This window comes from Pseudomonas sp. JL27(2026), assembly GCF_056933555.1.
The window spans coordinates 2,134,270-2,159,954 of sequence record NZ_CM167794.1 but is presented as its reverse complement, the minus strand read 5'-3'; the positions used below and the strand labels follow the sequence as shown (position 1 = coordinate 2,159,954).

30 protein-coding genes and 1 pseudogene are annotated in these 25,685 nt (G+C 50.8%); 18 read left to right on the top strand and 13 right to left on the bottom strand.

Annotated features, from left to right (window positions below; all coding sequences use genetic code 11):
• The first annotated feature begins 420 nt into the window (after positions 1–420).
• The 5 genes from AC1Z1G_RS09835 to AC1Z1G_RS09815 all read left to right on the top strand — a co-directional run bounded on the left by AC1Z1G_RS09835 (position 421) and on the right by AC1Z1G_RS09815 (position 6,262).
• A complete protein-coding gene (locus AC1Z1G_RS09835) occupies positions 421–1,458 on the top strand; it encodes a hypothetical protein (RefSeq protein WP_483626755.1) in 1,038 nt (345 codons plus the stop codon).
• Positions 1,459–1,895: 437 nt separating this feature from the next.
• Complete coding sequence (locus AC1Z1G_RS09830; RefSeq protein ID WP_483626754.1) at positions 1,896–3,089, top strand: ABC-three component system protein; 1,194 nt, start codon at positions 1,896–1,898, stop codon at positions 3,087–3,089.
• A complete protein-coding gene (locus AC1Z1G_RS09825) occupies positions 3,086–3,592 on the top strand; it encodes a three component ABC system middle component (RefSeq protein WP_307517102.1) in 507 nt (168 codons plus the stop codon). Before AC1Z1G_RS09830 ends, AC1Z1G_RS09825 begins: the two co-directional genes overlap by 4 nt.
• Positions 3,576–5,558 carry a DUF3732 domain-containing protein gene (locus AC1Z1G_RS09820; RefSeq protein ID WP_483626753.1) on the top strand — a complete coding sequence of 661 codons (1,983 nt, stop codon included), beginning with the start codon at positions 3,576–3,578 and terminating at the stop codon, positions 5,556–5,558. Before AC1Z1G_RS09825 ends, AC1Z1G_RS09820 begins: the two co-directional genes overlap by 17 nt.
• Positions 5,559–5,776: 218 nt before the next feature.
• Positions 5,777–6,262: a hypothetical protein gene (locus AC1Z1G_RS09815; protein ID WP_483626752.1), complete on the top strand. Its 486-nt coding sequence runs from the start codon at positions 5,777–5,779 to the stop codon at positions 6,260–6,262.
• A gap of 3 nt (positions 6,263–6,265) precedes the next feature.
• Here AC1Z1G_RS09815 and AC1Z1G_RS09810 read toward each other — a convergent pair whose 3' ends face one another.
• Positions 6,266–7,555 (bottom strand): RES family NAD+ phosphorylase, encoded by a 1,290-nt coding sequence (locus tag AC1Z1G_RS09810; protein WP_483626751.1) that lies wholly within the window; start codon positions 7,553–7,555, stop codon positions 6,266–6,268.
• Positions 7,556–7,700: 145 nt separating this feature from the next.
• Here AC1Z1G_RS09810 and AC1Z1G_RS09805 point away from each other — a divergent pair, with 145 nt between their 5' ends.
• From AC1Z1G_RS09805 to AC1Z1G_RS09790, 4 genes are all read left to right on the top strand, one after another.
• On the top strand, positions 7,701–8,180 hold the full coding sequence (locus tag AC1Z1G_RS09805) for a hypothetical protein (protein ID WP_483626750.1): 480 nt from the start codon (positions 7,701–7,703) through the stop codon (positions 8,178–8,180).
• Between the two features lie 206 nt (positions 8,181–8,386).
• Positions 8,387–8,605, top strand: coding sequence for a hypothetical protein (locus AC1Z1G_RS09800; protein ID WP_483626748.1), 219 nt, complete (start codon positions 8,387–8,389; stop codon positions 8,603–8,605).
• 67 nt (positions 8,606–8,672) lie between these two features.
• Positions 8,673–9,227, top strand: coding sequence for a restriction endonuclease (locus AC1Z1G_RS09795; protein ID WP_483626746.1), 555 nt, complete (start codon positions 8,673–8,675; stop codon positions 9,225–9,227).
• 194 nt (positions 9,228–9,421) lie between these two features.
• The gene (locus AC1Z1G_RS09790) at positions 9,422–10,237 is read left to right on the top strand and encodes a DUF1206 domain-containing protein (protein WP_483626744.1); all 816 of its coding nucleotides are present in this window, start codon (positions 9,422–9,424) and stop codon (positions 10,235–10,237) included.
• A 33-nt stretch (positions 10,238–10,270) separates the two neighbouring features.
• On the opposite strand, the gene AC1Z1G_RS09785 is transcribed toward AC1Z1G_RS09790, so the two are convergent.
• Together AC1Z1G_RS09785 and AC1Z1G_RS09780 are read right to left on the bottom strand one after the other, a co-directional pair.
• The gene (locus AC1Z1G_RS09785; protein WP_483626742.1) at positions 10,271–10,474 is read right to left on the bottom strand and encodes a hypothetical protein; all 204 of its coding nucleotides are present in this window, start codon (positions 10,472–10,474) and stop codon (positions 10,271–10,273) included.
• Between the two features lie 642 nt (positions 10,475–11,116).
• A complete protein-coding gene (locus tag AC1Z1G_RS09780) occupies positions 11,117–11,674 on the bottom strand; it encodes a hypothetical protein (RefSeq protein WP_483626740.1) in 558 nt (185 codons plus the stop codon).
• Positions 11,675–11,918: 244 nt separating this feature from the next.
• Here AC1Z1G_RS09780 and AC1Z1G_RS09775 point away from each other — a divergent pair, with 244 nt between their 5' ends.
• Entirely contained in the window at positions 11,919–12,389 is a 471-nt protein-coding gene (locus AC1Z1G_RS09775) for a helix-turn-helix domain-containing protein (RefSeq protein ID WP_483626738.1), read from the top strand.
• Positions 12,390–12,567: 178 nt separating this feature from the next.
• Positions 12,568–13,176 (top strand): annotated as a pseudogene (locus AC1Z1G_RS09770) (histidine phosphatase family protein); the annotation flags it as partial.
• A gap of 296 nt (positions 13,177–13,472) precedes the next feature.
• Here the strand turns inward: AC1Z1G_RS09770 and AC1Z1G_RS09765 are convergent.
• From AC1Z1G_RS09765 to AC1Z1G_RS09755, 3 genes are all read right to left on the bottom strand, one after another.
• Positions 13,473–13,721 (bottom strand): CsbD family protein, encoded by a 249-nt coding sequence (locus tag AC1Z1G_RS09765; protein ID WP_483626736.1) that lies wholly within the window; start codon positions 13,719–13,721, stop codon positions 13,473–13,475.
• Between the two features lie 100 nt (positions 13,722–13,821).
• Complete coding sequence (locus tag AC1Z1G_RS09760; RefSeq protein ID WP_175553614.1) at positions 13,822–14,001, bottom strand: CsbD family protein; 180 nt, start codon at positions 13,999–14,001, stop codon at positions 13,822–13,824.
• A gap of 145 nt (positions 14,002–14,146) precedes the next feature.
• A complete protein-coding gene (locus tag AC1Z1G_RS09755; RefSeq protein ID WP_192300074.1) occupies positions 14,147–14,605 on the bottom strand; it encodes an Hsp20 family protein in 459 nt (152 codons plus the stop codon).
• 816 nt (positions 14,606–15,421) lie between these two features.
• Here AC1Z1G_RS09755 and AC1Z1G_RS09750 point away from each other — a divergent pair.
• Positions 15,422–15,883: a PAS domain-containing protein gene (locus tag AC1Z1G_RS09750; RefSeq protein WP_483626734.1), complete on the top strand. Its 462-nt coding sequence runs from the start codon at positions 15,422–15,424 to the stop codon at positions 15,881–15,883.
• 102 nt (positions 15,884–15,985) lie between these two features.
• Here the strand turns inward: AC1Z1G_RS09750 and AC1Z1G_RS09745 are convergent, their stop codons facing one another.
• From AC1Z1G_RS09745 to AC1Z1G_RS09735, 3 genes are all read right to left on the bottom strand, one after another.
• Positions 15,986–16,576 (bottom strand): uracil-DNA glycosylase family protein, encoded by a 591-nt coding sequence (locus tag AC1Z1G_RS09745; RefSeq protein ID WP_080593243.1) that lies wholly within the window; start codon positions 16,574–16,576, stop codon positions 15,986–15,988.
• Positions 16,577–16,634: 58 nt separating this feature from the next.
• Positions 16,635–16,943, bottom strand: coding sequence for a hypothetical protein (locus AC1Z1G_RS09740; RefSeq protein ID WP_483626732.1), 309 nt, complete (start codon positions 16,941–16,943; stop codon positions 16,635–16,637).
• A gap of 128 nt (positions 16,944–17,071) precedes the next feature.
• Positions 17,072–17,845, bottom strand: a complete 774-nt coding sequence (locus tag AC1Z1G_RS09735; protein WP_483626730.1) for a ParA family protein — start codon at positions 17,843–17,845, stop codon at positions 17,072–17,074.
• 230 nt (positions 17,846–18,075) lie between these two features.
• On the opposite strand from AC1Z1G_RS09735, the gene AC1Z1G_RS09730 reads away from it, so the two are divergent.
• On the top strand, positions 18,076–18,288 hold the full coding sequence (locus tag AC1Z1G_RS09730; RefSeq protein ID WP_483626728.1) for a hypothetical protein: 213 nt from the start codon (positions 18,076–18,078) through the stop codon (positions 18,286–18,288).
• 365 nt (positions 18,289–18,653) lie between these two features.
• Here AC1Z1G_RS09730 and AC1Z1G_RS09725 read toward each other — a convergent pair whose 3' ends face one another.
• A complete protein-coding gene (locus tag AC1Z1G_RS09725; protein ID WP_483626726.1) occupies positions 18,654–19,472 on the bottom strand; it encodes a CHAD domain-containing protein in 819 nt (272 codons plus the stop codon).
• Between the two features lie 285 nt (positions 19,473–19,757).
• Between AC1Z1G_RS09725 and AC1Z1G_RS09720 the strand changes: the two genes are divergently transcribed.
• Together AC1Z1G_RS09720 and AC1Z1G_RS09715 are read left to right on the top strand one after the other, a co-directional pair.
• Positions 19,758–20,024 (top strand): hypothetical protein, encoded by a 267-nt coding sequence (locus AC1Z1G_RS09720; RefSeq protein ID WP_483626724.1) that lies wholly within the window; start codon positions 19,758–19,760, stop codon positions 20,022–20,024.
• A 137-nt stretch (positions 20,025–20,161) separates the two neighbouring features.
• Positions 20,162–20,407: a hypothetical protein gene (locus AC1Z1G_RS09715; protein ID WP_483626722.1), complete on the top strand. Its 246-nt coding sequence runs from the start codon at positions 20,162–20,164 to the stop codon at positions 20,405–20,407.
• A gap of 103 nt (positions 20,408–20,510) precedes the next feature.
• Here AC1Z1G_RS09715 and AC1Z1G_RS09710 read toward each other — a convergent pair whose 3' ends face one another.
• Positions 20,511–21,383, bottom strand: a complete 873-nt coding sequence (locus tag AC1Z1G_RS09710) for a patatin-like phospholipase family protein (RefSeq protein ID WP_483626720.1) — start codon at positions 21,381–21,383, stop codon at positions 20,511–20,513.
• Between the two features lie 176 nt (positions 21,384–21,559).
• On the opposite strand from AC1Z1G_RS09710, the gene AC1Z1G_RS09705 reads away from it, so the two are divergent.
• The 3 genes from AC1Z1G_RS09705 to AC1Z1G_RS09695 all read left to right on the top strand — a co-directional run bounded on the left by AC1Z1G_RS09705 (position 21,560) and on the right by AC1Z1G_RS09695 (position 23,314).
• On the top strand, positions 21,560–22,195 hold the full coding sequence (locus tag AC1Z1G_RS09705) for a cytochrome b/b6 domain-containing protein (protein WP_483626718.1): 636 nt from the start codon (positions 21,560–21,562) through the stop codon (positions 22,193–22,195).
• The gene (locus tag AC1Z1G_RS09700; protein ID WP_483626716.1) at positions 22,192–22,977 is read left to right on the top strand and encodes a molybdopterin-dependent oxidoreductase; all 786 of its coding nucleotides are present in this window, start codon (positions 22,192–22,194) and stop codon (positions 22,975–22,977) included. The genes AC1Z1G_RS09705 and AC1Z1G_RS09700 overlap by 4 nt, the downstream gene beginning before the upstream one ends.
• 70 nt (positions 22,978–23,047) lie before the next feature.
• Entirely contained in the window at positions 23,048–23,314 is a 267-nt protein-coding gene (locus tag AC1Z1G_RS09695) for a pentapeptide MXKDX repeat protein (protein WP_483626714.1), read from the top strand.
• Between the two features lie 202 nt (positions 23,315–23,516).
• Here the strand turns inward: AC1Z1G_RS09695 and AC1Z1G_RS09690 are convergent, their stop codons facing one another.
• Positions 23,517–23,969, bottom strand: coding sequence for a DUF6392 family protein (locus tag AC1Z1G_RS09690; protein WP_483626712.1), 453 nt, complete (start codon positions 23,967–23,969; stop codon positions 23,517–23,519).
• Positions 23,966–25,498, bottom strand: a complete 1,533-nt coding sequence (locus AC1Z1G_RS09685; protein ID WP_483626710.1) for an S-type pyocin domain-containing protein — start codon at positions 25,496–25,498, stop codon at positions 23,966–23,968. Before AC1Z1G_RS09685 ends, AC1Z1G_RS09690 begins: the two co-directional genes overlap by 4 nt.
• Positions 25,499–25,685: the final 187 nt, after the last annotated feature.

Genomic DNA, 25,685 nt, shown 5'->3' with positions numbered 1-25,685 from the left:
AACCGTCGACACGTCAATCGGAGATGACGAGGTGATTCAACGTCAAGGCATGCTGCCCTCCTCGTTCGAATGTGTAGCTTGTCGGTTGAAGATCAGCGGATTCTTCAAGCTTTCAGCATGCGGAATGGGCAACGCTTCACCGAGACTTCATTCCACACAACAACTAAGTATTTCAACCTCTAGGCAGAGGATGATCTTTGAAGACGCTAGGCGTGACGGACAGGGCTACGAGGTGGACAATAACGAGCAAGACGATCTGAAGATCCAATGGAGATGGTATGGTCGGTGGCCCAATGTGATCAGCCGCAAGGGTGCGAGGACTGACTACCCAGTTTTTACGTACCATCACAAAATAAAGTTTTTTTGCCAACATAAAATGGGCTTAACCATCCAAAATTTTTACGCCAGACCGGGATAGCAATGGATTTTTCAAAATTTATGAAGCCGCACTCTCTTGAAGAAGTCAATCCTGACCAGCCCTTGCTTGGATTCGGCATACATGAGTCCATTACCCACTTTAACAATAGCTTCTTGCAAAGCGGCGCAAAACTTCTTGACGATTTCATAAAAGAACATAAAGACACTAAAAAGTGGATTCTATCGTCAGACTATGCCTTTTATGACTCCAAAAAAAATAGCGATGTAGTAACTTTCTCTCTCTTCCCGCACCTAGCATCCTTTGAGACAATGTCAGAGTGTATAAACATAATGGCTCCATCAGACCTTAAAAAAGTAAGGTCAGTTAACGACACGTTCATTTCATTCCTTAAAGAAGGGCCGGTCTTCAATATCACCTTGATACTAGACCGTGAGCGCAGAATGCACAGTGATGAAAAGCTCTATCACATAAGCCGAATTGATGCCATGATTGGCATGTTTGAATACTGGTGCACGTCAACACCAAATGCAGAACAGAGATATAAAAAAACCATCAAAGAGCTAAAGCAGCTCAAGCAACTGGTCAAGTCCTCAAAATTAAATTTACGCTTACTCCGAGACATTGAGATTATCGCAAGCCTAGCTGCTTACTTCCTTACAGAAGTAAGCGAAAGGGCCAATGTTGAAATTATAGCCTGGCTGTCAGACCGTGACAGCATGCTTACGTTCAAGCATAAATTTATAGGCGACTACATGCTTGAGCAAGTCAGCAACCTTTACCATACTCTTTGTGTAAACAGCGACGTAGATCCTAAAGGAAAATTAGTTTTAACAAAGCCCGAAGCCGTAGGAGAACTCGCTTACGATAGCTTCGTTAGAGTTCCTGACTACATTGCCGGAACCTTAGCGGACTTTGATTTTGACAAACAAAAAGCATCACATCCAAAATTCGATACGATCCGCGACGGAGTATTTGCTGCAGAAAAAAGAAATATATTCTACAAGGTGTTTTTCCATCCAAACTTTCAAGCCCACAGATTGATGTGGGGAGCGCAAGAGGGCGACACTTCAAAGCCTTAAGGCACTGATTATTCTTTCGCAGATTATAACAAGCCCTTTTTTAAAGGGCTTTCGTAGCAAGCGGAGCGCGCCGGCCAGGAAGGCCGAAGGCGTGAAGGATATCAGCTCGAAAGCGGCCGAGACGATGCGAACCGCGGAGACTCCGTTTACGACAGCCTGGCCGCGAAGCGGCATGCCCTCCCCCCTTCCCGGACGCAAGTTATATCTCCATCCCCGGCGAAGTCGCGTTCTACGAGCAACTGCAAGGAGCGCTTTAAAAAAAGCGGCACTGGAAATAACTGTACAAAAACACAGTTAATCATCTTTTTGTCAATATCTCACAAAGCCAGCGTGGCCCACTGCCATTATTCGCGGTAAATTCGTGCATCAACGCGGCCTAAGCTTCGTCTATCCGGCGCGACATGGACGCCCAGTGCGATTATCCGAGAGAAGGACACATGGACAACACAGAAGCCAGTGCAAGCATCGCTGGGTATGGCTACCAGTTCGAGCGTGCGCTTTATAGAATCTTTCACAGCTCACATAGGGATGCGCTCTTCGGAATAGAAACAACGGATGACGTCGAGGAAGTGATTCCTACAGCAACTGGAACTATTTCAATCCAAGAGCAAGACAAACTCACGCTCTCTGGGAAAAATCCGTTGCAAGACAGCAGCAAAAATCTGTGGAACACATTCAAAAACTGGCTTGAGAAGCTCGAGCAGTCCCAAGCAACTCATGAGCAGATCAACTTTATTCTAGTGACCAACGGAGTGGTCGGAAGCAACAGCCTCGTTCATCTGTTGTCAGCAGCGTCATCCCCAACAGACGTAGCGCACGCTATTAAAACCCTTCGTACTCACGCACTCACCATGGATGGTGCTACCGCTGAAATTGCAGCAAAGGTTACTGCGTTTGACGATGAATCAATCGCCTATGTTGTCGGTCGTTTCGAGGTCATTCACAAGCATGAATCTGCTTCGATAACCGATGCGATGTACGCCGCACTGCAACTGCCAGAGGGTCTGGACGAGCATAAGAAAGTAATATTGGACAGTCTCACGGGCCACCTTTTCAACATGGCGCGTGAGACATGGAGACGTAGGGAGCCCTTCTGGACTACATCCCTGCCACTCTTCAACCGCAAGCAGCTCCTTTTCGAAAAATTCCTCAGCGAAGCTTGGACTGCGCGAAGTCAGGACGAAACCGAATATCGCGAGCTGATAGCGCTCAATCAAGAATTGAATCTGCCTTTCATTTTCCAGCTCAAAGAATTGGGGCTAATGGAGCGAACCATCGAAAAGGAGCTTGGACATTACTGGGCTGGGTATGCCGAGCGGTCGAGACTTTTACTCAAAGGTAAGGTACTCCCGGAGCACTTTAGTGAGCTTGAGAACACACTTCATGGGAGGTGGGACAGTCTTCGCGAAGCGTATTCAAACCTGAAAGGCATTCCTTTCGAAGATTTCTCCGGTGACGATCACAAGCAGATCTACATCAGTACGACCACTCCAGAAAAATTCACCATAGAGATTGGCCGTTTGAAGTCAGACCATCGTTACCTTTACCTAGGTACTTATCACCATCAAGCAAATGATGACGGTACAGATCACCCGATTCTCTGGCATCAGGTCAAAGGTGAAAGTAAGTGAGCGGGCCATATTTGGATACCTATGTAATCCACAACACCGCGCTGGCGTGCTTCTTATTGACCGTATTCGTACAGCAATACGAACTGGAAGCTTCCGAGCACCCGCTGGACATGTTGAAACTCAAACTGGTTTTACCATTTGTCTGGGATGAGGCTTCCCGGGAAGCCTTGTGTTCAAGGAATGCTAAAACCAGGCTAGACAAGGTTTTTAGAGAGGCACCAGGTCTTAAGGTTGACTTGGAGCAACGCGTCGCATCTCGGGCGCCAGTAGCTCTGCAGGGCTTGAACCTCGCAGTTTCGACCAATCTGTTGGCAGTGGCTCATCGCAAAGATGAACTACCGGTCTTCAGCAACAAAATTGATCGCTGGCCGCGTGGAACAAAGTCTGCTCTGCCCAAAGAGATGGTGATGACAGTCAACCGTCTGGCCAATTGGTACGCAAGTGTTGATACCCCTACCCTCCTGAAGCTTCTGTTCGGTATTCCCAATGAAATTTCAAATTGACTCAATTATTCTCTGGCCAAAAAATCAGAACAACGAGATTCAAGAGATCCAATTCAAGCCAGGAAAAATAAATATTATTCACGGGCTGAGTCGAACAGGTAAATCATCCGTTCTTCATATCATCGATTACGCGATGGGGGCAACCAAGTGCCAGATCCCCATCGGCACGATTCGAGACAAGGTCATGTGGTTTGGGGTGAAGGTAACTTTGCGAGGGGAAAGCTGGATAATCGCCCGCAAAGGCCCAATAGATAGTACCCCTTCGAACGACTACTACTTTGAAACGTTCCCTGGCTCGATCCCAGAGATTGTGCCTACCAAAACCAATAGGTCGACTTTCAAGGATAAGTTCAACAACTTGATAGGCGTGAGCGACCTTCCGCATTCTGATGCAGAAAAACCAGGCAAGCTTGATGCCCGAACTTCTTTCAGGGACTTGGCCGCTTTCAACTTTTTGCCACAACACATTGTGGCCAATCCAAACACGCTATTTTTCAAAGCAGACACCTGGATCCACCGTCAAAAGCTGACTAGGGCAATGCCTTACGCTCTAGGGATTGTAGATGCGCAATACGTTATAAATGAACGCAGACGGGACGACGCGCAAAAAGAGCTGGATGGTCTCGAAAAAGAACTCAAGGTTGTCGAGAAAGCAAAGCTTCACTGGCGTCATGAGGTAAACCGGATGATCGACAGATGTATCGAAATCGGTCTACTCGAAGCCGACATACCTGACGATCTAGACATCAAAGTCGCGAAGCTAAAATCGGTCATGGATGCATACCGAAACAAGCGGCTGGAACAAACACTGATTGCGCCAAAGCGCCTACATATCAACGAACGATTTGATGCTGCTGTCGCCAAGGAAACTGCACAGCAGCGACTGGTAGACGAGCTAGGGGAGGAGATCAGTGGCTACAGCAGCTTGGCCCAGAGTAGCCAGCAGTTCGTCAAAGCGGTGAATGAAGAAAAGAGCCATGTCGTCGGCTTGGATTGGCTGAAAAAAAGTCTTCGGGATGAGGGCCAATGCGTTGCCTGCGGATCCACATCGGACACGATGAGCACGGTGATCACCAACCTTGAAACGAAGGTCAACAAAATCACGCGCGTGGCTGAGATATTGGAACAGAATCCTGCTTTTGATAGCAGGATATCCAACCTTAAACGAAATCTGGCAAAGGAGGAGAAGACGCTTCATACCTATCGCGCTGACAAAAACGCAATTTTGGCGGAGGACGAAAGGCTACGTAGCGTAATTGGTGATATCTATTATGTTGCTGGAAAAATTTCTGAGGTACTCAAGAAGATCGGCCATACATCAGCAGACGAGGCGATTGCCCAACGCATGAAGGCCGAAAGCAAAAAGATCAGCGATTTCAACAGACTGATGGCCGGCGGTAACCGCGCTGCTAGAGAACGCGAGGTAGATGCCAAGCTTACCGAACTCATTGAACATTACGCAGATCAGTTTGGCGCCCTCGAAGGTGCGGCTAACTCAGTTCTCAGGTTGGATCAGAAAGAATTGACCATCCGATTCGACAAGGAATTCGATCAGTTTGACTACCTTTGGGAAGTCGGTAGCGGGGCTAACTGGATGGGATATCACGTGGCTGCGTTTCTCGGCATCCATGAGTTTTTGCTTCAGAAAGAAAATCTACATCTGCCCACCTTGAGCTTTCTGGTAATAGACCAGCCTAGCCAAGTGTATTTCCCGAGCAGCGATCTTGGGGGCAATGCACTGGACTTGGACATGGCCGTGTTGCGTAGGCACAGAATCGAAGACCTGCAGGCCACGAGACGAATTTTCGAGGTACTTGGAGAGGCAATCTCTCGGACGAATGCCAACCTCCAAATTATCGTACTTGAGCATGCAGGGGAGGAAATCTGGGGTGACATAGAGCACACACACTCAGTAGCCGCTTGGAGTACAAAAGGCGACGGCCTTATCCCAGCAACGTGGGATTAAGCTCACGCCGTGAGTACAGCCATGTGGGAAAAGCCACCGTTATCAAGGTGGCTTTTATGAACCTCCAGCGATTGCGTTATGCTTGTTTATATAGCGCCCCCTTCTGTAACAATATCCAAGCGAGAAGTGCGGCATGCTCTGGCAGTTTTGTAGGAAAAAGCCTCCATGGTGGCTCCCAGCGACATCAAGTGGGAGTACGCGAGACGAGGAAGGACTACATGCCCCAACCACTGTTCGACTTTGACCTCAAACGCGTCTCCCGAAAAAACTACATAACAGGGAAAGCCGCCATCAATTTCCCACATCCAGGAAGCACCACAGGTGGATGGCATTTCCTTTCCTATTTTGATCGGGAGTCCGGCGTGGCCAAGGTGTCGTTGGCAGGTATCCATTATCCTGAAACCACTGGCTACTTTGGCGACCAGGGCATCACTGACTTCACTGATCAGCTAGCGGGGCGCGGCTGGTCTGCTGAAGGGCGACGCTTATACATGGCTGATCACTACAGGGCGGCTGCAGACATGATAGTGAGATGGGCGCTGAGCGAGTCCATCCACTGCAGCGTCGAGCTTGATGATTGGTTTTCTTCTCGAGCGGAAAGACAGCGATTGCTTGAGATTCTAGATACAGGAAGGTCAAAGCTTTCCGAGGTGGGCCGATGGCAAAAAGTGGAAGCATGGCTACGTGCGCAAACCTTTAGATAGCCTTTAGTAATCATCCCAGTCGTCGTAATGCTCGTCGGACTCTGGCTGACCATCATCGCGCTGCAGGTCTTCAGTTATGAATTTGACACGACAAACCTTATGCCTTACCAGCGTGTCAGGCACGTACTCAATCGCAGGCGTCTGCGATGAGGGGCGGCTAAGCAAATCATCTAGGTTCGTGAAAGCAGTTCTAGGCTCGAGTGAAGCCACCACGGCATGATTAAAAAGGGTCAGGTTTGTACCTTTGCGCACTTGAGCTGATTCGAACAGCACACCGTCGAGCGGCGGGTCGAATTGTGTAGCTAGGTACTCCGCCATGACTTGTGTAGCTAGGTATTCGTGTTCCTGATTCGGAAGCACCGGGACGGTAATCTTTGCGTGGAGCGTCTTCAGGAAGATGCGTCTACCCATTTGTTCTTCGTAGCTGGCTTCAAACGCACTTAACGGCCTTGCTTCGTAGGCTTCATCCAAAGCAATGAAATCCAGGACGCGGACGGGTCTTGTGAGTTCGAATTTGCCGCTGACGACTCGTCCTCCTACTGGGGGGCGAAGCTCTGCAACACAGGTTTTTCGGTCAAAGGCTCCATAAAAAGCGGCCAACCCTTTAGGGTTCATTCGGCCAGCACCTGCGACCTCCTTGGGTGGTGGGCCGAGCTCTACGGCAGGCTTGCTAATGATCGAGTCGTATTCTGAAGCGGAATCACAGCGCCTGGCACGAAAGATCTGATCGTCGACAAGCTCTCTCACAACGGACATCGAGCCATCAGGGCTTTTGAAGGATGAAAGCCCTCGAAACAGCCAGTCCAGAAAACTCTTGGCATGCTCGCTGAAAAATCGATTCCCATGCTTCATTTCGTTCTGAAAATTTAGCCATCGAGCATCTGCTTCTCTTGGTCGAATCACTCTCCACTCATAGTTTTCATCATCACTGTACCTCGCGTCACCTCCTTGCATGATGTCGTAATGGGAGCTTTCGTTGAGGTCGCAGAGAACACGCTCGGCAACCGGGTCGTCCTCATCCAAACCAAGCAATTCTGCGACATGGAAGATAAGGGGGTCGCCAGTCTGCTCTGTTTCAGAGCGCTTTCCATTGTCATCGTACTGGTCGTATATCGCTCCAGGATGGCAATACTTCTGGAGGACATCGTCGACCATGCTGATCAGATCTTCGAATGGGATAGCCTTACGCCTTTTTAAGCAGAACGAGCACTCCGCAGTCACGCCTGTTCGCCTGATCAACCCAATGAGATAGGCTTCGTTCAAGCATTGGTGGCAGATCAGGTCTTTGTCCATGGGGCTGTGCCTAGTAAAGTTCAGATGGCGGTGATTCTAAGTCACCTTAGACGCTGTACCCGATGGAAACTTGCTGCGTCTTAGTCTTCCGTCTTCAGGGCGTCTCTTGGCAATCAGGTAGCGCAGGTGCACGGAGGCATGTCACATGAAGCAACCGCTCTTCGATTTCGATCTCAAACGCGTTTCTCGCCAGCACTACATAACTGGCAAGGCCGCAATCAATTTCCCTCACCCAGGGTGTATCACCGGTGGATGGCACTTCCTGTCGTACTTTGACCGAGAGGCAGGGGTCGCCAAAGTATCGCTTGCAAGGATTCACTACCCAGATACCGACGCCTTTTTTGGTGACACGGGCATCACTGATGTTACCGTGCAGCTCAGGGAGCGTGGCTGGGCCGTAGAGGGCAGAGGGCTCTTCATGGCTGATCACTACAGAGCCGCAGCTGACATGATCGTCAGATGGGCACTGAGCGAGTCCAACCACTGCAGCGTCGAGATTGATGATTGGTTTCCTTCTAGTGCGGAGAGACAGCGACTGCTTGAGACTCTAGATACAGGAAGGTCAAAGCTTTCCGAGGTTGGTAGATTGCAAAAGGTGGAATATTGGCTCCGTACGCAAACCTGAAGCTCGGGTAGATAAGTATTACCCATCGCGTGCTCCACAGACCAAGCACGGCGGGCAAGCATAGACAGTGAGTGCAGCCTTCTGGCCCCCTGTCAGCCCAGGTCGTGCTCTACCAAAACATCGGGCAAACCTATACGACTACCCTCACCGTTTGAGTCAGCGATGAGATGAACTAGGCTCTATGCATCATCCCAAGGAAGACCGCCATGCCAGATAATTCGAACTACAAGATCGCCACGGCGGACGCTCTGACATTGCTGCTGCATAACCAGCACGCACTAGGTGCAGCAATAGAAGAAATAACCAAGTGGCTTTCAGAAAATGGTGTGGGAAGCGTCGCCGCTCATGCGATGTCGGCCATGGAAGCGCTGGACGCAAATGCTCAAGCCATCATCGATTCCATTTTGAGGATTCGACAGTCTTAGGTGCTGCTACCCCTAGCCCTGCTCACCTATCGCACACTCCCAGTTCGACTGAACGATAAGGAAAAGAATGTTCCCACCAACGGCGAATCCCAACCTCGAAATTACCGCCACTGAATTCGAGTTCTTGGTTAGAGAATGGATCCTCAAACAGGGAGGTGAACTGACATCGCTGGAGGTCAAGCACGACGTGAAGGTCGAGGCCTACGACTCAACCTACCAGATCGACGTGCTGGCAAAATTCCAAGCCTTCGCGGGCGCCGAATTTATCGTTCTGATTGAGTGCAAAAAATACCGTAACGCAGTCGAGCGGGAGCTGGTTCAGGTACTGCACGACAAGGTGAGATCTGTGGGCGCTCATAAAGGAATGCTGTTCACCACAACAGGGTTTCAATCCGGAGCGATAAAGTACGCTACGGCACACGGTATAGCGCTGGTTTCGATAATCGACGGTGTAGCTAGCTACGAAACTCGGTCGGCGTATCCAGTTGCGGCGAAGCCACCGACTTGGCTCAACTTGCCGAAATATGCGCTTTGGCACGTCGGTGAAAATGACGCCGGCAACATCACGATGAAATCCTTGGGGCGTGCTGATACAGAGCTCAACGAGATGCTCGGTGACTAAACCTAACTCTACAGCCTAGATACCTATAAACCTCCACGTTAGTGGGTTCTCCATGAAATCGATGGACGTACCGCACTCATGTTTTATGTCGGCAGTCGTCTTGGGTAACGAATTCGCCGCAGTCACCCGCTTGATATAGAACCCTGCCCAGCGAGAGGGGTCTGCTCTTGTATCAGATCTCGGGAATACATCGAATGTCCGCGCAACACAGCCTAGTAATACTCGCTCGTGGAGGCTACGCCGCTCGAGGATTGCTGTATTTGATCATCGGTATTTTCGCGTTGCTCGCAGCACAAGATTCGACAAAACCGAAGGACAGCCACAAGAGCCTGGAAGCATTGCTGAGCCAACCATTCGGCTATTTTCTGGTTGGGCTTGTGGTGGCGGGTCTGCTCGCGTTTGCGGCTTGGCGCGTCCTGCAAGCTACGCGTGATGTCGATCACCACGGCAAAAAATTCAAAGGTTTGGTGATTCGCGCAGGCCTGTTCGCGGGAGGTATGGTCAACGGCGCTCTTGCGTTTTTTGCGTTGGGCCTACTCATTAGCGGCATCAAAAGCTCGGGCGATTCCGGTGGGCAAACCAAAGACTGGCTAGCGCATTTTTTGTCTTGGGATCACTCGAATTTATTGGTGTACCTGATCGCTCTCGTTCCCCTTGGTGTGGGTATTGCTCACATCATCAAGGGATGGAAAGCGTCGTTCGAGAAATATTTTGAGGCCGACGAGGACGTCATGGGGTACGTCCGTCCGGTATCACGATTCGGACTAATTGCACGTGGGGTCGTGTTTTTAGAAATTGCGTTACTACTCGCCATCAGCGGTTCCACTTATCAAGCTATGGATCCACCTGGTATGAAGGAATCACTGGATGCGCTCAAAAATCTACCTGCTGGTTGGTTGATTTTGATGGTGATGGCCTTAGGGCTGATTGCTTTCTCGGTTTACAGTTTCTCTGAAGCCTTTTGGCGAAAGATCATCATGGATGTGCCGGGAGTACCGAGCAGGGGTTGATGAGAAACGGAAGTCTTACCGCCATGAGGAGCCTTACTCGCACCAAGGCCCCCATGTTGGTGGGTTGTCCACGATATCGATGGACGTACTGAGTTCGTCTTGCATGTGCTCAAAGACTTTATCGAGACAGGGATGAGCTTTCGATTCTCGCAGTGCATTTACTAATTCCAAAAGCTCTCGGCCCTGGGCTAGCGGCATCTGGATATCGCAGTACACCGTGTCGTCGTCTTGTCCCATGCCCTCACCCGCTCAGCCATTTTTATTGATGTCTTGCGGCCCTATGCTGCGCCAAATGCCGCATCTCAGCCTCCCACCTAGTCAGAAATTTATCCCAGTCTGCGGCATATGGCCCATCAACCAACCTGGTCGACCCGATGCTTGCTTGGCGGAAACGCTCTCTCCAGGGTTGCGGAATAGTAAGCTCCAAGATGATGTCGATTCCGGAGTTATGGCGCATCACCGAGACAGAGTTACGAACCTCCAGGAGTTCGAGTGGCTTATCGCTACAGGGCGTGTCGTATCGCTCTTGGATGTCGAGCTCATCAAGGGTGGTAAGGAGCTCAGATGCAGTGGGGTCACCTGGACGGAGGCTTGCAAGCGCCCACAGAGCTCTCCGCCTAGTTCTCTCACGCTTGCAGAGCAAATCGCAGGTCATTTCAGCCCCCTTTACAACGCTGGCGGTGGTTATGGCGTGCCGCCTTCGGCGGATGGCTGGCGTGAACCGAGCCACGGCAAACCGCGTCTCGGCCCTTCGGGCTCTCATCCTGCACGCCTGCGCGCTCCGCTTGCATAATGCTTATGCGCGCCGGGATTTGCCTGAGTTCAGTTTCTAGCGAATGTGTGGGCCAATAATTTCGCTTTTCCCGCCAACCGCGAACATTACTCCTTATGAAACTTGCTGAAGCGACTCGACAGCGTGGAAGGGGCAATAATTTCCCACGATTCCGGCCTCGAGGTGGCACTGAAAATTACCCAGGCGCGCCAAAGGAAAAACAGCGCAACCAGCCCTGCTTCAAATATGGTAACCACTGTAGCGTTATACATATAGCTTTGATCTTGTCCGAATAAGAAGATCAATGCGAATAAAGAAGGAAACCAGCCGATGAGAAATACCATGCAGAACGCGAGAGCGGCGGCGCCCGCCAAAATCATTGGTACCATGAGCCTAAAGGAAGTAGCGAACATTTTCTCACCACTTTCTTTTTGAACACCATAAATCACACCAATATTTTTTTCTTTTTTACTACTGTTCTTAAACATCCCATAAAGCATCACACTTTGGCCAACCTCTAACTCTTCGTAAACTTTATTGGTCAACGTCAAATTAGGAATGATAGATCCATCAATACTGATCTTGGCTTTATACCCACCGTTCATGGGTATCACAGATCGGACATAGTCGAGCGTTCCGGAAACTTTTAGGCAATCAAACTTCATTACAACATTTACCTTTTATTCACATAATAGAGTTCTGGAGCAGTTGAAATCTACAGCTTCCCCAAATGTAACCATGTTCCGGTATCAGGGAGGTGCGCGCGGGAGACCCTGCTGGGAGGAGCTCTGGCGTTTCCCTGCTGGTATGCGATACGCAGGTGATATCAACCAGACACACCCAAAGCTGAATATATTAGATGGAATGGGTTTTAGCAATGTGGCCTTATCCTCGCATTTGGAGATTCCAATGCTTGCTAGGGACTCACTTGCCGCTGTCCTACGCGTTCTTAGACGTGCACGTGATCTGAAAGCAGAGGATTTTTCGACTGGCATCGATCCCACTCACGTCAACAACCTTGAAAACGGTAAGGTCAGCGTATCGCTTGAAACGCTCGAGTCCGTAGCAAAGACTCTTGATCTCCGAACCGTCTCGTTGCTGGTGCTCGCTACAAGTCTTCGCGAAAAAATATCGCCTGATGAGTTACTGGCCGAAGTAAAAACGGAAGTACGCGAGTTTTCTTCGCCACGTTTTCTGGCCGACTTCGCAAGCCAAATAGAAAATGGCAAGCTGGTGCGTAGACCTTCCGGAGCTCAGGTTTCTCAGGAAAAACTGGCTGCTGTGCGAGAGTGCAAGGTTGCGGGCATGACTCAGCGTGAGACAGTGATCAAGCTCGGTTTACCTGCCTCCACTGTGCAGCGTTACTGGCACAAGGAATAGTTTTCTCACTACAGTGCTGTCGGTATGCTCAGAGGCTCTGCACTGCCCATGCAGACCACTGACCAAAGCGTTCTGATATCGTTTATCGTTGGGGCAACGATCCATTGGCCCTACGTCATAAGCCGCCAATATCAGCAATGGATGGAAAGCGCTGCGTACCAGGCTGTGAGAGTATTCGATGAAGCATGTCAGTCTAATCAGACACGGAGAAAGCGCGGCCAACGCAGGCGAACCTAGCCTCGATCACGCGAGCATCCCTCTTACCTCAAAGGGGATCGAGCAAGCGCGCCAAGTAGCCGGGTCATTCGTCCAGGCCCCAGATCTGATTGTTGCCTCTCCGTTTTCCCGAACTCAAACAACGGCGATGCAGACAGTCGCTGCTTTCCCCTCAGCGCCGTTCGAAATATGGCCCATCCACGAGTTCACCTACCTTGAACCTGCACGGTGCGCCAACACTACCGTTGCTCAGAGACGGGACTGGGTCGAGGCATATTGGGCCAAGGCAGACCCCACATTCACGGACGGGCAAGGCGCAGAGTCATTCCTATACTTTATATCTCGAGCTCAGTCTTTCCTGGAGCGTCTTGCTGAACATCCCGCCCAAGACATCGTTGCGTACTCTCATGGCCAGTTCATTAACGCTGTAGCCTGGCCAATTGAGCGCAAACCGCTCGGCATTGACGGCGGAGCTATGGTGGACTGGCGTGAGTATGAGATCGCGAACCACTTGCCCAATTGTGGTGAGTGTCTGCTTTCGAAAGATCCAGGCGAAGCCGGTTGGAGGGTAAGCCGGTCAGCCCCTGAGGAGCCACGAATGGATGCCACTTGGCGCGTTCCGGGCAGAGCCTATCAACTCGCTCGTGATCCCGAGCGCCTGCTCATTGAAGAGCGCGCCGAAGCTCTGGCAGCAGCAGGCTATCCTCTGCCAGAGGATGATCCGGCTATGTACGCTGAGCAACGGTTGCAGGAGGCTAAAGCGTCTTTCCGCCTACACCCACGCACTTCTGATAGAAAACTGTAGGTGGAGTGCGGGGAATGACATTAGCAAGAGGTGTCACCTTGTTGGAAACACCTCCTACACATTCAACGACGAAAAATGCGATTCATCAGGATCAGCGCTGCAGCACCTATCGCGAGTGCGGCGACCGGTTTTTCCTTCGCGAACGTAGATATGCTTTCCAGTGTATCGCCGTAGGTTTTAGTCAGCTGACCAGCCGCTTGATGTCCCGCGCCTTCAGCTTCCATCTTCGAATCACTAATCAGTTTTCCGACCGTGCTCTGCGCCTTGCCGGCCAGTTTTTCTGCTACGCCTTCTACCTGTTCACTTCTCATGATTTATCAAGCCTTCGTGTAGATGGGGAGGCTAGGAATACGCCAACTGAGATGGCTACCACCCGATAGCCATCCCATCGAACGGAGTTGCCGCCCAGAGCTATTTTTTGTCTACGGCGTCTTTGACCTTCCCAACCACTTGCTGGGCTTCACCTTTCTTCTCTTGGATCTTCCCTTCGACCTGCAGCTTCTCGTTGCCTGTGACCTTGCCGACGCCTTGCTTCACATTACCGATAGCTTCGTTGGCCAGGCCTTTGATTTTGTCTGAAGTGCCACTCATGGATTTTCTCCCGGTTAGGAATATGTGTCCTATCTGGACAGAAAAATTGACTGGCGTTTGTGAACCGGAGTTCCACTTTTACGAGCTACCGCTCGTCAGTGATACTCAAAAAAAAGGCGCTCCGAAGAGCGCCTCATTGTTCACCTTACTGCTCACTGACCGGCTTAGAGTCAGTAGACTCAGCCCCTCCGATCATGATGCGCTTAGGCTTCGCCTCCTCCGGTACAACTCTGAGCAAGTCAATATTCAGCAAGCCGTTGGCGAGCTTCGCGCCCTGCACCTCAATGTGATCCATCAAGCGGAACGACAGCCGGAACGCCCGCTGAGCGATACCTTGATGCAGGTAGGTGACATCTTCGTTGCTTTCTCGCTTATCACCGGCGACCGTCAAAACGCCTTTTTCAACCTGAATGTCTAAATCCGCCTCAGCAAGCCCTGCCACTGCGATGACGATTCGGTAATGGTCATCACCGTGCTTTTCGACATTGTGGGGAGGATAGGAAGTTCCGGCCTCACTGCGAAGCGCCGATTCGAAAAGGTCGTTGAAACGGTCAAAGCCGACCGAGTGACGGAAAAGTGGGGCCAACGAAAGAGTAGTAGCCATTGCTAAATCTCCTGAGTTTTCTCCAAGTGATTTGAGACGCGACCCGTACTCGGCATCGCGCAAAACCCTAGGTAGGAACCGAAGACAAAAATTCAAGGGCGTACAAAAAAAATCTTCGGAATGATCCATCTGCCAGCCTGCAGAAGCGCATACCTTTCCCCGCGCCAAGGTAAAATTGGTGCACACGGTGAAAAGGCTCGAGGAGATCACCTTCATATTCAGATGTGGAGCATCCCCCTTCGCCCGGGGCCTTAAGCTCCAACTGAAATCAACTGACGTAATCTAAACAGACCAATCTAGCTGGTCTAGTATGGAAAAATAATGCGTTAAAAAACTGGGAGCGACTTGCGCAGCTATCTATTGGATTCAAATATTTTGCCTTGTTTTCGCTTTGATATTGGGCATACTTTGGGTTCTGTATCCAGACGAAAATGCCGGATTACTCGTCATTTTTCTAGCTGTCATATTTACCGCTGCAGAGCTACACCGACGACTTATTAGCTCTGCTAAAGACGGCTCAAATAAAACAGGCTAAGCTTATAAGGCATCATTCAAAAATAAGAATATGACGCTCGCAGTGTCGTCGATGCAGTGCTTAGGTACCTACTGGTTAGGGATGGTATAAAGCAGTCATGCATTACTTTGCAAATTCAGGGTAGTATATGTCAGTTTCGTATCAGCCTACTTGATATCGATCAGCTTGGTACAGCCGTGGCGAGAAAGCTGTTTCAGTTGCCGCAGAAGGCCTATTCATTTCTAAAAGTTCGATTGGCAAGGTTGGTATAGACTTCCTTGAAACTCACAGGAACTCTCAAAATGATCAATGCAGAACTGCTGAAACTGATGATCGAGACATCCAACGATGGCATCGTTGTGGCAGAGCAGGAAGGCGATGAGAATATCCTTATCTACGCCAACCAAGCCTTCCAGCGCCTGACGGGCTATAGCACTGATGAGACTCTGTATCAGGACTGCCGGTTTCTGCAAGGGGATGACCGAGAGCAACCTGGCCTTCTCGCTATCCGTGAGGCAATAAAGAATTTTCAGCCTTGCCGCCAAATCATTCGAAACTATCGAAAAGACGGTAGTGCTTTCTGGAATGAGCTGTCGATTACCCCAGTATTCAACGACGCGGATCAACTCACTTATTACATCGGTATCCAGAAAGACGTTAGTATCCAAGTTGAGGCTAGCGAACGTGTCCGCCAGCTGGAGGCTGAAGTCGAGAATCTGAAAATTCAGCTGGCCCAATTACAACGAAGCATTTCATCGATTTAGAGAGCTATAGAAAAACGGCAAAAACAAGCCCACTCACTTACTGCCAAATGTTACTTCGGAATCGACAATCGCGGCAGAATCATTCAACTCCAAACGTCAGCGTTACTGAGCTCGTCCAGAGTAAATTTCTCTGACTCTCAGTCTCAGCTCAGGCAACAGCTCTTCTTCAAACCAAGGATTACGCTTTAGCCATATATTATTTCGCGGACTCGGATGAGGAAGCGGTAATAATCCGTCACTATAAGTGCGCCAATCTCGCACCAGTTCGGTAAGATTCGCCTGCTCTCCCGGCAAATGATACGCCTGCGCGTACTGACCTATTACCAGTGTCAACTCAACGTTTTTTAGCTGAGAGAGAAGTCTTTCACGCCATGCCGGCGCACACTCTGGCCGAGGCGCCAAATCACCTGACTTCCCCGAGCCAGGATAACAGAAGCCCATGGGCACTATGGCGACCACTTCCGGGTCATAAAAAATCGCTTTTGAAACCCCCATCCAGTCACGTAAACGCTCTCCGCTCGCGTCATCGAAAGGTACTCCGCTGGCATGGACTTTACGCCCTGGTGCCTGACCGACGATCAAGATGCGTGAACTCTCGGAAGCCTGAACGACCGGCCTAGGCCCCAGAGGAAGGTGCTCGGCACATAAGGTGCATTTTCTTATGTCTTTCAGCAGAGATTCGAGTGTCGACATGGCTAGCCTTCGGAAGTTTTCGATGCTGTGAGATGCACTATTAGGTCGGAAAAGATCTTCACGGCACCAGTAGCGCCTCGTGGATCTCAATTGAAGGAATGGCTATTTCTTTGCGCTTGCGGGCTAGCCAAATCCTTGTTTTGCTAACATCGAAAATCTGTCCCTGTTCCATAAGCGTCAACACGAGCACGTCTGAAACTCGATAGCGACCGCAGGTCGGGCAATCCCTCTCCTCCCACGGGCCATCACATTTAATGCGGTCAGCGGAGCCTGCACAAATCAGACAGCTCATGAGATCACCATTTTTTGCAGTCTGCGCCTGATCCGTGATTTTCCAGACATTTCCATACGAAAGTTCGCCGTGCATCCAAATGACCAGGCCCCTCTGATCATAGGCTGGTATTGAGCTCTGAGCGTCGAAGGAGTGACACAGGGAAAGGCAAGCAGCAAATGACGCCAGTTCGCATCAAACCAAGCTTGTGAAAGCGATCACGCTCACATTCGGCTTTCTAGCAGGCTGAATAACTTCGCGTATTGGCGGGTGAGCTTGTGTTGCGGCTCCAGATAGATCAGCGGCCTGCTTGCTTGATGGGACTCACGCATCTTTACCGAACTCATCAGATACGCGGGCAGCACCGGCATTTGCTCAGCAATCAACTCGTCGAGCAGTCGTTGCGGCAGTGCGTTACGGGCCTGGAACTGGTTAACGACGATGCCTTCAACCTCCAGACTTTCATTGTGATCGTTTTTGATCTCCTCGATTTCTCTCAGCACACCGTAAATTGCTTGGCGAGAAAAGCTGTCGCAGTCGAAAGGGATCAAACAGCGGTCAGCGGCAATCAGCGCCGAAACGCTGTAAAAATTCAGTCCCGGAGGAGTATCCATGTAGATCCGCTCATAATCTTCATCAAGCCGGTCGAGCAGTTTGCTGAGCTTCTGAATTTTATAGCGTGTCTCGAGCTTGGATTGCAGATCACTCAGCTCCGACGAGGCGGCGATTAAGTGCAGATTGGTGAAGGACGTTTCATGAATATGAGCTTGAGCCTTCTTCGAGGCAGGGCCAGGAAACAGTGTCTGCTTGAAGAAATCAGCGATCCCCAGGGGGACATTCTCTCCGCTGAGACCAGTCAAATAGTGAGTGGCATTTGCTTGGGCATCCAAATCTATCAGCAATGTGCGGTAGCCCTCGAAGGCACTGATAGCCGCGAGGTTACAAGCGATGCTGGATTTGCCGACGCCACCTTTTTGATTGAAAACAACGCGCCTCATGAAATGTCCCAATAATCAGAATATGTGGACATGTCTCTCCCTTTGAGTTGTACGGATCTGGTTAATCAAGCCTTTGCCCCCAATCGCTAGCTTACGACATCCAGGGCACTACACTGCTTGAGCAATCGCAGCGAGGTTCTGGACAGCACAATCTACCCAAGCAGCATGATGACCCGACGCTCCCTCCTTCACACTGCTAGTCTTTCATTTCACGCTGAGGAGATGTCGAAATGTCAGCCCCTCCCCAATTGCCGGAAATACTTGAAACCCTCCACGAAAACCAACTTGCGCTTGCCGATGCCATTGAGTCGATAGCGATGTGGATAGATCAGAGGGGATCCACAGGTGTTTCAAGCGCCGTCCTTGGTGCTATAGCCACCCTTGACGTCAATGCCGAGTCCGTCAGAAGCGGAATCGAAGAGTTGAGAAATGCTAGCAAATGAATCATCTCCCCTAGCTTCCCGTGTTTGCTGAGGGCTGAAATGTAGAAGGCGGTAGGTTACAAGTCTTTTGCTCAGGCTCTTCACTGACCTGAACTACCTCATGGAAGGAATCTCGTGATGCTGATCAAAATCGAAGAGGCAGAGACGCCTAAAGGATGGCTCGTGTGGATGGATGCATGGTGCATTAGATTTCGAAGTTATGCCGAAGCCGAAAGCTTCGTTGAAAGGCTGGAAGGTCGTATAAATGCCCCCCATCCTTTACCCATCAGCATGAATAGACCTGTGGCTGAGACGTCTTAAGCAGCAATGATTGCCACATCAAAAAAACGTCATCGTTTTGAAACCTTCCAACCGTGATACTCAAGCTATTCAACGCCTGCTGTTTTTTCTGCTGCCACCTTAGGCGGCTTTTTTTTGCCTGACGATTTTGGCAGCAACTTCGCCAGGTCAGCTAACTGGGCCTCAGCTTTTTCAAGCGCGCTTGCGGCGCAGCCCTGCCAGACCTCTTCCAGCGGGTGTAGGTCTGATTCGATCGATGCTTTTTGACACCACTGATAATGGTCGTGCCAAGCACCCAAGGCCGATTGCAGGGCCTTGAGAGAACTCGCTGACTTACCCGAAAGCGGAGACAGTTTGGGAAACGCCTCTGTCAGGTAACGAGTTCGCTTGACCAGGATTCTCAACTCGTGCCGGTCTGATTCAGAGTCATCTACCGCCGCATGCAATCGGTCGATCTGCTTTGTCAGCGCTTTTTCAATTTGAGGCTGGACATGCTTCAAACCGCCGTTGATCTCAGCCAAGCGGAAGGTTGAAGGCCACTCATCCAATTGAATGAACAGGTTCTTGAGAGCCGGGCTTTTTAGAATTCTGAAGTAGTCCGAATCCAGATGCGCTTTCCTGAACTGGGCCTGGTCAGGAAAGCCCCTATCCTCTAGCTCCTCAATCAACACCTCAAGATCGCGCGCCGGCGTGGTCATCCTTCCCACTTCCGCCGCAGCATTGTTCAGCGCGGTGACCTCGCTCATCGAACGCATCGGTCGGAGTAGGCTCCGGATGCGCCTCACAGATATCCTGAGGTCGTGCAAGGCCTCGCTATCAGTCTTGGCCTCTAATCGTGCACGGGAGTGATACAGGGCAACTTGAAGCGTGAGTATCTCAGCAACGAACTTGTCAACGAAGGACATGCAGTCATCTCTTTCAAGCGCTATGGACACGAGCTTAGCAGAAGCGCTGGTCGCCAAATATTGGCCCTGCTCGCGATTTGATAAGGTCACCAATGACCTAACCTCAACGCATTGACCTGTGCCTTACTCGGCATGGTGCTGCGCTACAGCGATTACTCACTATAGGCTACTATTTTGTTTCAGTTTTAAGTCTGGTGGGTTCGACCGTACAACCCCGCGTCGACCAATCTAACCACCGCCTGATTCAAATAGAACGTAACGAAATCGCCCTACAAGGATGTTGCTATGGATTCAACGCTAGACGTAGTTCGTGCTCAAATGCAGGAGGCAGAGCCGGTACTGAAGCAGCTCGATGTGGAGCTGGAAGCTATCAACTTTGATCCCTTTATCCCGTCAAGCGTGGACGCCGCCATCGAGAAGGTTACGGCAGTCATAGATAGCCTTCTGGTGAATTTTCGAGCGAATCCGATTCTCAGTCCGCTGGCCGACCAATTGAAATCTCAGTATCTCGACGCGATCCATCACCAGGTTGATTCAGCTCAAGAAGGATGAGATGACAGTCACACGGCGTTATTGCAAGCCTTGCTTGGCGTTAGAAAATAGCCACTAATCTGATATCGCCAACCTGTCTCATTTCTGTCACACAAGCCCCGTAGCGTTCGCTGGCCAAGACGCTGGAGGGTGATCTTATGAATGCAGAGAGCCGGGCAAAAATTCGACGTTTAGCTGCAAACGCAGACGTCCGAAAGAGAGTGATCGGTGCTTTCTGGAGAAGCCAAATGCTGGTGCGGCAGACGGCGGAATACAGGATTGCGCTTTTGCACCGATATCCTGCTGGATTGGTAAACGATGCTGAAATTGAAGCCTTGCTGGAAAGCTGGCCCCGTCATCGTACCCACCTCCTCGCACATACATATTCTGCTGCGGCGACTTGATTACGTCTGAGCGACTTTGCGGGGTAGCTGACGTTGAGCAAGTGCGTTCGCTTGGAGATGCCTCTACCAAAACCGCTTTATACGTTTATTTGCGATGCTGAACTCATTCGTCAGCAAAATGATGAGTATGCGCCAGCAACGAATCGGGTATCCCGTCACGAAGCAATCCGCCCTCCTCTATCCATGCCCGGGTTGATTGATAAGCACGCTGCAGCAGTTGGTCTGTCTGGTTGAAGTCGAACACTGAAGCGTCCAGTGGGCATAACGGCGGGACTACATGAATGGCGGTGCGTGACCGGTACAACTCGATGTCACGCACCAGTTGACGCATGCTCATCAAGTTGAGCGTGTGCAAGGCCAGCGCAACGAGTCCATTGGGCGGACATGGGCAGGCACAACCGAACCCGGTGGGCAGAACCAGAACCCGATTTGCACCCAATGTCACCGCGCTGGCAATCGGCGTGTTGCTGCTGACACCGCCGTCAACCAGGAACTTTTCGCCGACTCTCACGCTGGGAAACACCAGCGGAATTGCAGCGCTGGCGAGCAACGCCTGTTCGGCACTGCCACTGGATAAAAGCTCTTCAGCACCGCTTAGCAGATTGGTGGTAACGATGTAAAGCGGCAACTCGGTATCTTCGATCCGTTTGACCGGCAGTGATCTGCTCACCAATCGATGCAAGGCGGATGCACTCAGCAAGTGCCCGCGACGATTCAGGATGCCCTTGACCGTGTCGAATGCCGAAAACGGAAATACGTCCGACTTGCGCAGGCTGCGCCAGAAGTCCGCCAGCTCGCTTACGCCTTTGGCATTCGGTCTGGCGGCGAAGTAGGCGCCGTTGATGGCGCCGACCGATGCTCCCACCACCACGTCGAACACGACGCCAGCCTCAACCAGAGCCTGCAACATCCCGACCTGAACCGCGCCTAGGCTGCCACCACCGGCCAGGACAAGCGCTGTTTTTGCAATTGACATGACCCTGTCCTCACCTCATCGCCCTCTTCAGGCTACAAGCCTAGCTGGCTGGCGACCGTTACCACGAGAATGATGACATTACGCTCTGCCCACACTTAAGTGAGGCATCGTGCTCTAGGTTAGCGTCTACACTCGATCTTAAGTTATGACGTTATTCAGATTTGGAGCTTCCTCCAATGCCCGGTGCGCCTGAAACGACCAATACCCAAAAGCTGAATCTGCAAAGCCATCCTCGCTGGTTGAGGCTGGCCCATTGGCTGAACGCCCTGGCAGTGTTGGTCATGGTCACGAGCGGATGGCGTATCTATAACGCCTCTCCTCTCTATGGTTTTGATTTTCCCAAGTCGATCACCTTGGGCGGATGGCTGGGTGGCGCGCTGCAATGGCATTTCGCGGCCATGTGGTTGCTGGTGCTCGTCGGTCTTTTTTACTTACTTCTCAATCTTTTTAGCGGCAGGCTGTCGCGACGTTTTTTCCCTGTATCACCCAAAGGCTTTTTTCATGACCTGTGGTCTGCTCTCCATGGTCGGCTGGGTCATCACGATATAAGCCATTACAACCATGTGCAGCGCGTGGCATATCTGTTCGTGATCCTCGACATTACCGTTCTGGTGATTTCCGGGTTGGTGTTGTGGAAGTCAGTACAGTTTCCGCTACTACGCGAACTGCTGGGCGGCTACGACATAGCACGGCACGTGCACTTCATTGCAATGTCTTTACTGGTGGCGTTTATCGCCGTGCATTTGGTGATGGTCGTACTGGTGCCAAAGACGTTGTGGGCCATGATTGTCGGCCATAAGGAGCGCGTATGAAGAAGCGCGAACAAAGCCCGGAGCTGTATGAGTCGGCCATTCTGAAGGACGCACGAAAGATTATTTCGCTCAAAGTCGAAGATCGTTCAAGACGCGCCTTCCTGCTGCGTAGCTTGACGCTCGGCGGCGTGGCGATGTTGTCCGGCTGCAACATCTCCGATAACGATCAAGTTGAGACGACGCTGTCGTCCATGTCGCGATTCAATGACAGGGTACAGGGCTGGTTGTTCAACCCGAACGTCATGGCTCCCACCTACCCTGAGTCTATGATCACACGGCCATTTCCATTCAATGCCTTCTATGGCATCGACGAAGCGCCAGCCGTCGATGAAGACAGCTACCGTCTGGAAGTCTCCGGCCTGGTTGCCGACAAGCACAGCTGGAGGCTTGAGGAGCTGCGCGCCATGGCGCAGACCGAGCAGATCACCCGACACATTTGTGTCGAGGGCTGGAGTGCCATTGGCCGCTGGGGCGGTGTGCGCTTCAGTGATTTCCTCAAGCACGTGGGAGCTGACACCGATGCCCGGTACGTCGGCTTCAAATGCGCCGACGACTACTACACCAGTATCGACATGCCCACGGCACTGCATGCGCAGACGCTACTAACGCTGACTTACGACGGTGCTGTACTACCGCGTCAATATGGCTTCCCGATGAAACTGCGCATGCCGACCAAACTTGGTTACAAGAACCCGAAGCACATTCAAGCGATTTTCGTCACCAACACCTATCCCGGTGGTTACTGGGAAGACCAGGGCTATAACTGGTTCGGTGGTAGCTGACACCCGAGGCAACCTCATTGCGCGGCATGGGCTGCGCTTTTTCGCAACCTGAGTCTCAAGGAGCTTCACTATGAAAAGGTTAACTACTGCAATCCTAGGTGTTTGCCTGGCAGTGGGCGTCGCCGTCGTACACGCCGAAGATACGATGAGCAATGACACGATGAAGAAGGACACGATGTCCCAAGACACGATGAAAAAGGACACTATGAAGAAGGATGCAATGCACAAGGACACGATGAAGAAAGACAACATGTCCAAAGACTCAATGAGCAAAGACACTATGAAGAAAGACAACATGTCTAAAGATGGGATGAAGAAAGATGACATGTCCCAATAGCGACCTATGAAGCAGGCCGGGGTGGTGTGGCACTCAACTTAGGTGATGCTGATCTGCTGTCGTTTGGTATCGCGTTCCTGCGCTACCCCGATTCAATAGAGCGAACGATACACAACGAGGCCCAGAAAGAATCAGCTCAACGAGGCCGTATAATGCGTAGAAGGCTCTGGGGTAGGATTGTTGAGTGCTACCCCATGACTATCTAATTGCGCTTAAAGTGGATTACGTTAACAGCCAACGACTCGGTATATTGAAAGATCATCCTGGATGATCCATAAATTGCCGGATCTAGAGTGTACGCATCCCAACCACCTTTCTTGCCTAATACCGGAAGCGTTACTGGCTCTTTTGAGTCTACCGGAGTACCAAATTTCTCTCTCACCCAACTCTTATTGATCTGCTTGATCAAGGGCTCAGGCAAGGGGCCTTTATACTCCTTGGTTCCATCTACAGTTTTAAGAAGTGTCACATATACATGCTGAAGTATCTTCTCTTCAGAAAAGCTCAAGCTCAAACCGTCCTCAACGGACAAAAATGGCTCATCATCACCTTCAAACAAATACTGAAGACTTGTTGCAGGAATAATACCTTCCGCCAGCAGTTGAGAGTAGCTCTTGCCGATACCCTTTACACACACATCAACTTTAGTAGTCATTTGTACCACCCCTGCTCTTTATGCAGATTATGCAGTTCTTCGCGAGCCTTTTCAATATCAACTTCGGCGTAACCCTCTTCGAGCAATCCTCGTTTGATAGCGTCAAAGTTACTATCAACTGCTGCTTTTAGATTTGAGGCGTCAAGTCTTTGTTTGGTCTTCATATTTCGCCCTGCATAAGTTTCGCTATATTTTCTATGAACAGACTCCGGAATCGCGATACTTGGCGCCTGAGATAGCAGGTATTTAATCTCCTCCGGCGTTACGTTATCGAAGTTATCAACGATATATGTTCTAAGCGCCGCTTGAGAGGTGATATGGTCAATATCAAGCTTATCCTTCACACTTCTGCTGCTTAGATCCTTGTATACCCCAACTTCTAAAGGCTTTACTGCTGGCTTCGCAAAAACAATATAAATAGGCGGGATGCCTGACTTTGGCGGGAATACCAGGATACAGTCCTGCCAGGTTATGTCGTTTTCGGCGGGATAAATCTCGATCTGGGTATCAGTATCCTCGGCTATTGGGTGTACCAATACTTTTGAAAGCTCGTCTGACACGCCAGGATACGGTGTTGGGGCAGTAATTACAGCGCCATCATTTGGACTCCAGATGATAGTGATGCCGCCGACGTGAGCTTCGATGTGCTGCTTGTTTGCGCTCCATCGAGCGTTTACAACAGGAACACTCGCCATACCTGATGACTGGGCGGTGTGAATCCCGTAGACCTGAACTTCTCCCTTTTCGTCCTTTCGGAATTGGAAGCGCACCCTCGTCGCAGCCTCACTCATACCTCTCAGTTGCTCTTCGGTATACAGACTGCCGTCAGCTATATCTCTAGGCAAGAACGCGAGAACTAATCCGGTAGCGACCGAACCAGCTGTCATAGCACTTCGAAGGGCCCACCTACCAAGTCCCTCAAGGCTGAGCTGACCGGCTATCCGACCGAGGTACGTTATGCCTCCGGAGCCAGCCTCAACACTTGCCGGAGCTCCAACAGCTCCAAGAACCGCGACCTTACCAAAATTATCTGCCGGCTCTTTACTCTTCCCCGCGTCTATCGAGCCAGCCGGAACTGTGCAGGACTTCGCGAAAACGCAGGGCTTTGGAGGCGTGTAACCACTTAAATTATTGGTTGGAATGCCTGCTGTGAATTCGCTTTTGTAGGATCCATCGGTGATAGCTTGAGCCCAGATATGAGTTGCGGCTTGGGCTTTGGCGGCAAAATCAGGAGCAATAGCGACACTCACATCTTCAGCGGCCATTGTGCTGGTCTGGGTGGAAATAAGGCGGTTGCTACCGAAGGGGCAGCCACACTGGACAGCATGGCCATGTGTAGCGATAGCTACGAACTCATCAATGACTGTGGGGTTGCCCTCGGCAATAAACCCCATCGAACTGCATTTTGGACACCACACCGGATCACTGATACGTGCCGCTTTTTGATACTCAATAGTGGTGTTGGTGGAGCCCTTGACCACTTTACCTCCAGTGGTTGTGGGATCTCCCTCCCTGATTACAAAAGCCATAACAATCCTTTTATGGTGAAGCAAAGCTCCAATGCTACCAAGCGCGCTGCGCTGAAGATGTAGGAAAAGTCCTAAAACAACGCAGTAAATGCCTAGGAAAGACATGACTCTGGTTGCGAGCACGCAGCCACAGCTTCCATTGAGCAGGGTAGGACTGAGTAGGAGCGCCCAGTAAAATGCCAGTGAG

Excerpts from the sequence above, each read along its gene's own strand:
- AC1Z1G_RS09835 (WP_483626755.1), top strand. The coding sequence starts at position 421 with ATGGATTTTTCAAAATTTATGAAGCCGCACTCTCTTGAAGAAGTCAAT.
- AC1Z1G_RS09830 (WP_483626754.1), top strand. The coding sequence starts at position 1,896 with ATGGACAACACAGAAGCCAGTGCAAGCATCGCTGGGTATGGCTACCAG.
- AC1Z1G_RS09820 (WP_483626753.1), top strand. The coding sequence starts at position 3,576 with ATGAAATTTCAAATTGACTCAATTATTCTCTGGCCAAAAAATCAGAAC.
- AC1Z1G_RS09815 (WP_483626752.1), top strand. The coding sequence starts at position 5,777 with ATGCCCCAACCACTGTTCGACTTTGACCTCAAACGCGTCTCCCGAAAA.
- AC1Z1G_RS09810 (WP_483626751.1), bottom strand. The coding sequence starts at position 7,555 with ATGGACAAAGACCTGATCTGCCACCAATGCTTGAACGAAGCCTATCTC.
- AC1Z1G_RS09805 (WP_483626750.1), top strand. The coding sequence starts at position 7,701 with ATGAAGCAACCGCTCTTCGATTTCGATCTCAAACGCGTTTCTCGCCAG.
- AC1Z1G_RS09800 (WP_483626748.1), top strand. The coding sequence starts at position 8,387 with ATGCCAGATAATTCGAACTACAAGATCGCCACGGCGGACGCTCTGACA.
- AC1Z1G_RS09795 (WP_483626746.1), top strand. The coding sequence starts at position 8,673 with ATGTTCCCACCAACGGCGAATCCCAACCTCGAAATTACCGCCACTGAA.
- AC1Z1G_RS09790 (WP_483626744.1), top strand. The coding sequence starts at position 9,422 with ATGTCCGCGCAACACAGCCTAGTAATACTCGCTCGTGGAGGCTACGCC.
- AC1Z1G_RS09785 (WP_483626742.1), bottom strand. The coding sequence starts at position 10,474 with ATGGGACAAGACGACGACACGGTGTACTGCGATATCCAGATGCCGCTA.
- AC1Z1G_RS09780 (WP_483626740.1), bottom strand. The coding sequence starts at position 11,674 with ATGAAGTTTGATTGCCTAAAAGTTTCCGGAACGCTCGACTATGTCCGA.
- AC1Z1G_RS09775 (WP_483626738.1), top strand. The coding sequence starts at position 11,919 with ATGCTTGCTAGGGACTCACTTGCCGCTGTCCTACGCGTTCTTAGACGT.
- AC1Z1G_RS09765 (WP_483626736.1), bottom strand. The coding sequence starts at position 13,721 with ATGAGAAGTGAACAGGTAGAAGGCGTAGCAGAAAAACTGGCCGGCAAG.
- AC1Z1G_RS09760 (WP_175553614.1), bottom strand. The coding sequence starts at position 14,001 with ATGAGTGGCACTTCAGACAAAATCAAAGGCCTGGCCAACGAAGCTATC.
- AC1Z1G_RS09755 (WP_192300074.1), bottom strand. The coding sequence starts at position 14,605 with ATGGCTACTACTCTTTCGTTGGCCCCACTTTTCCGTCACTCGGTCGGC.
- AC1Z1G_RS09750 (WP_483626734.1), top strand. The coding sequence starts at position 15,422 with ATGATCAATGCAGAACTGCTGAAACTGATGATCGAGACATCCAACGAT.
- AC1Z1G_RS09745 (WP_080593243.1), bottom strand. The coding sequence starts at position 16,576 with ATGTCGACACTCGAATCTCTGCTGAAAGACATAAGAAAATGCACCTTA.
- AC1Z1G_RS09740 (WP_483626732.1), bottom strand. The coding sequence starts at position 16,943 with ATGCACGGCGAACTTTCGTATGGAAATGTCTGGAAAATCACGGATCAG.
- AC1Z1G_RS09735 (WP_483626730.1), bottom strand. The coding sequence starts at position 17,845 with ATGAGGCGCGTTGTTTTCAATCAAAAAGGTGGCGTCGGCAAATCCAGC.
- AC1Z1G_RS09730 (WP_483626728.1), top strand. The coding sequence starts at position 18,076 with ATGTCAGCCCCTCCCCAATTGCCGGAAATACTTGAAACCCTCCACGAA.
- AC1Z1G_RS09725 (WP_483626726.1), bottom strand. The coding sequence starts at position 19,472 with ATGTCCTTCGTTGACAAGTTCGTTGCTGAGATACTCACGCTTCAAGTT.
- AC1Z1G_RS09720 (WP_483626724.1), top strand. The coding sequence starts at position 19,758 with ATGGATTCAACGCTAGACGTAGTTCGTGCTCAAATGCAGGAGGCAGAG.
- AC1Z1G_RS09715 (WP_483626722.1), top strand. The coding sequence starts at position 20,162 with ATGAATGCAGAGAGCCGGGCAAAAATTCGACGTTTAGCTGCAAACGCA.
- AC1Z1G_RS09710 (WP_483626720.1), bottom strand. The coding sequence starts at position 21,383 with ATGTCAATTGCAAAAACAGCGCTTGTCCTGGCCGGTGGTGGCAGCCTA.
- AC1Z1G_RS09705 (WP_483626718.1), top strand. The coding sequence starts at position 21,560 with ATGCCCGGTGCGCCTGAAACGACCAATACCCAAAAGCTGAATCTGCAA.
- AC1Z1G_RS09700 (WP_483626716.1), top strand. The coding sequence starts at position 22,192 with ATGAAGAAGCGCGAACAAAGCCCGGAGCTGTATGAGTCGGCCATTCTG.
- AC1Z1G_RS09695 (WP_483626714.1), top strand. The coding sequence starts at position 23,048 with ATGAAAAGGTTAACTACTGCAATCCTAGGTGTTTGCCTGGCAGTGGGC.
- AC1Z1G_RS09690 (WP_483626712.1), bottom strand. The coding sequence starts at position 23,969 with ATGACTACTAAAGTTGATGTGTGTGTAAAGGGTATCGGCAAGAGCTAC.
- AC1Z1G_RS09685 (WP_483626710.1), bottom strand. The coding sequence starts at position 25,498 with ATGGCTTTTGTAATCAGGGAGGGAGATCCCACAACCACTGGAGGTAAA.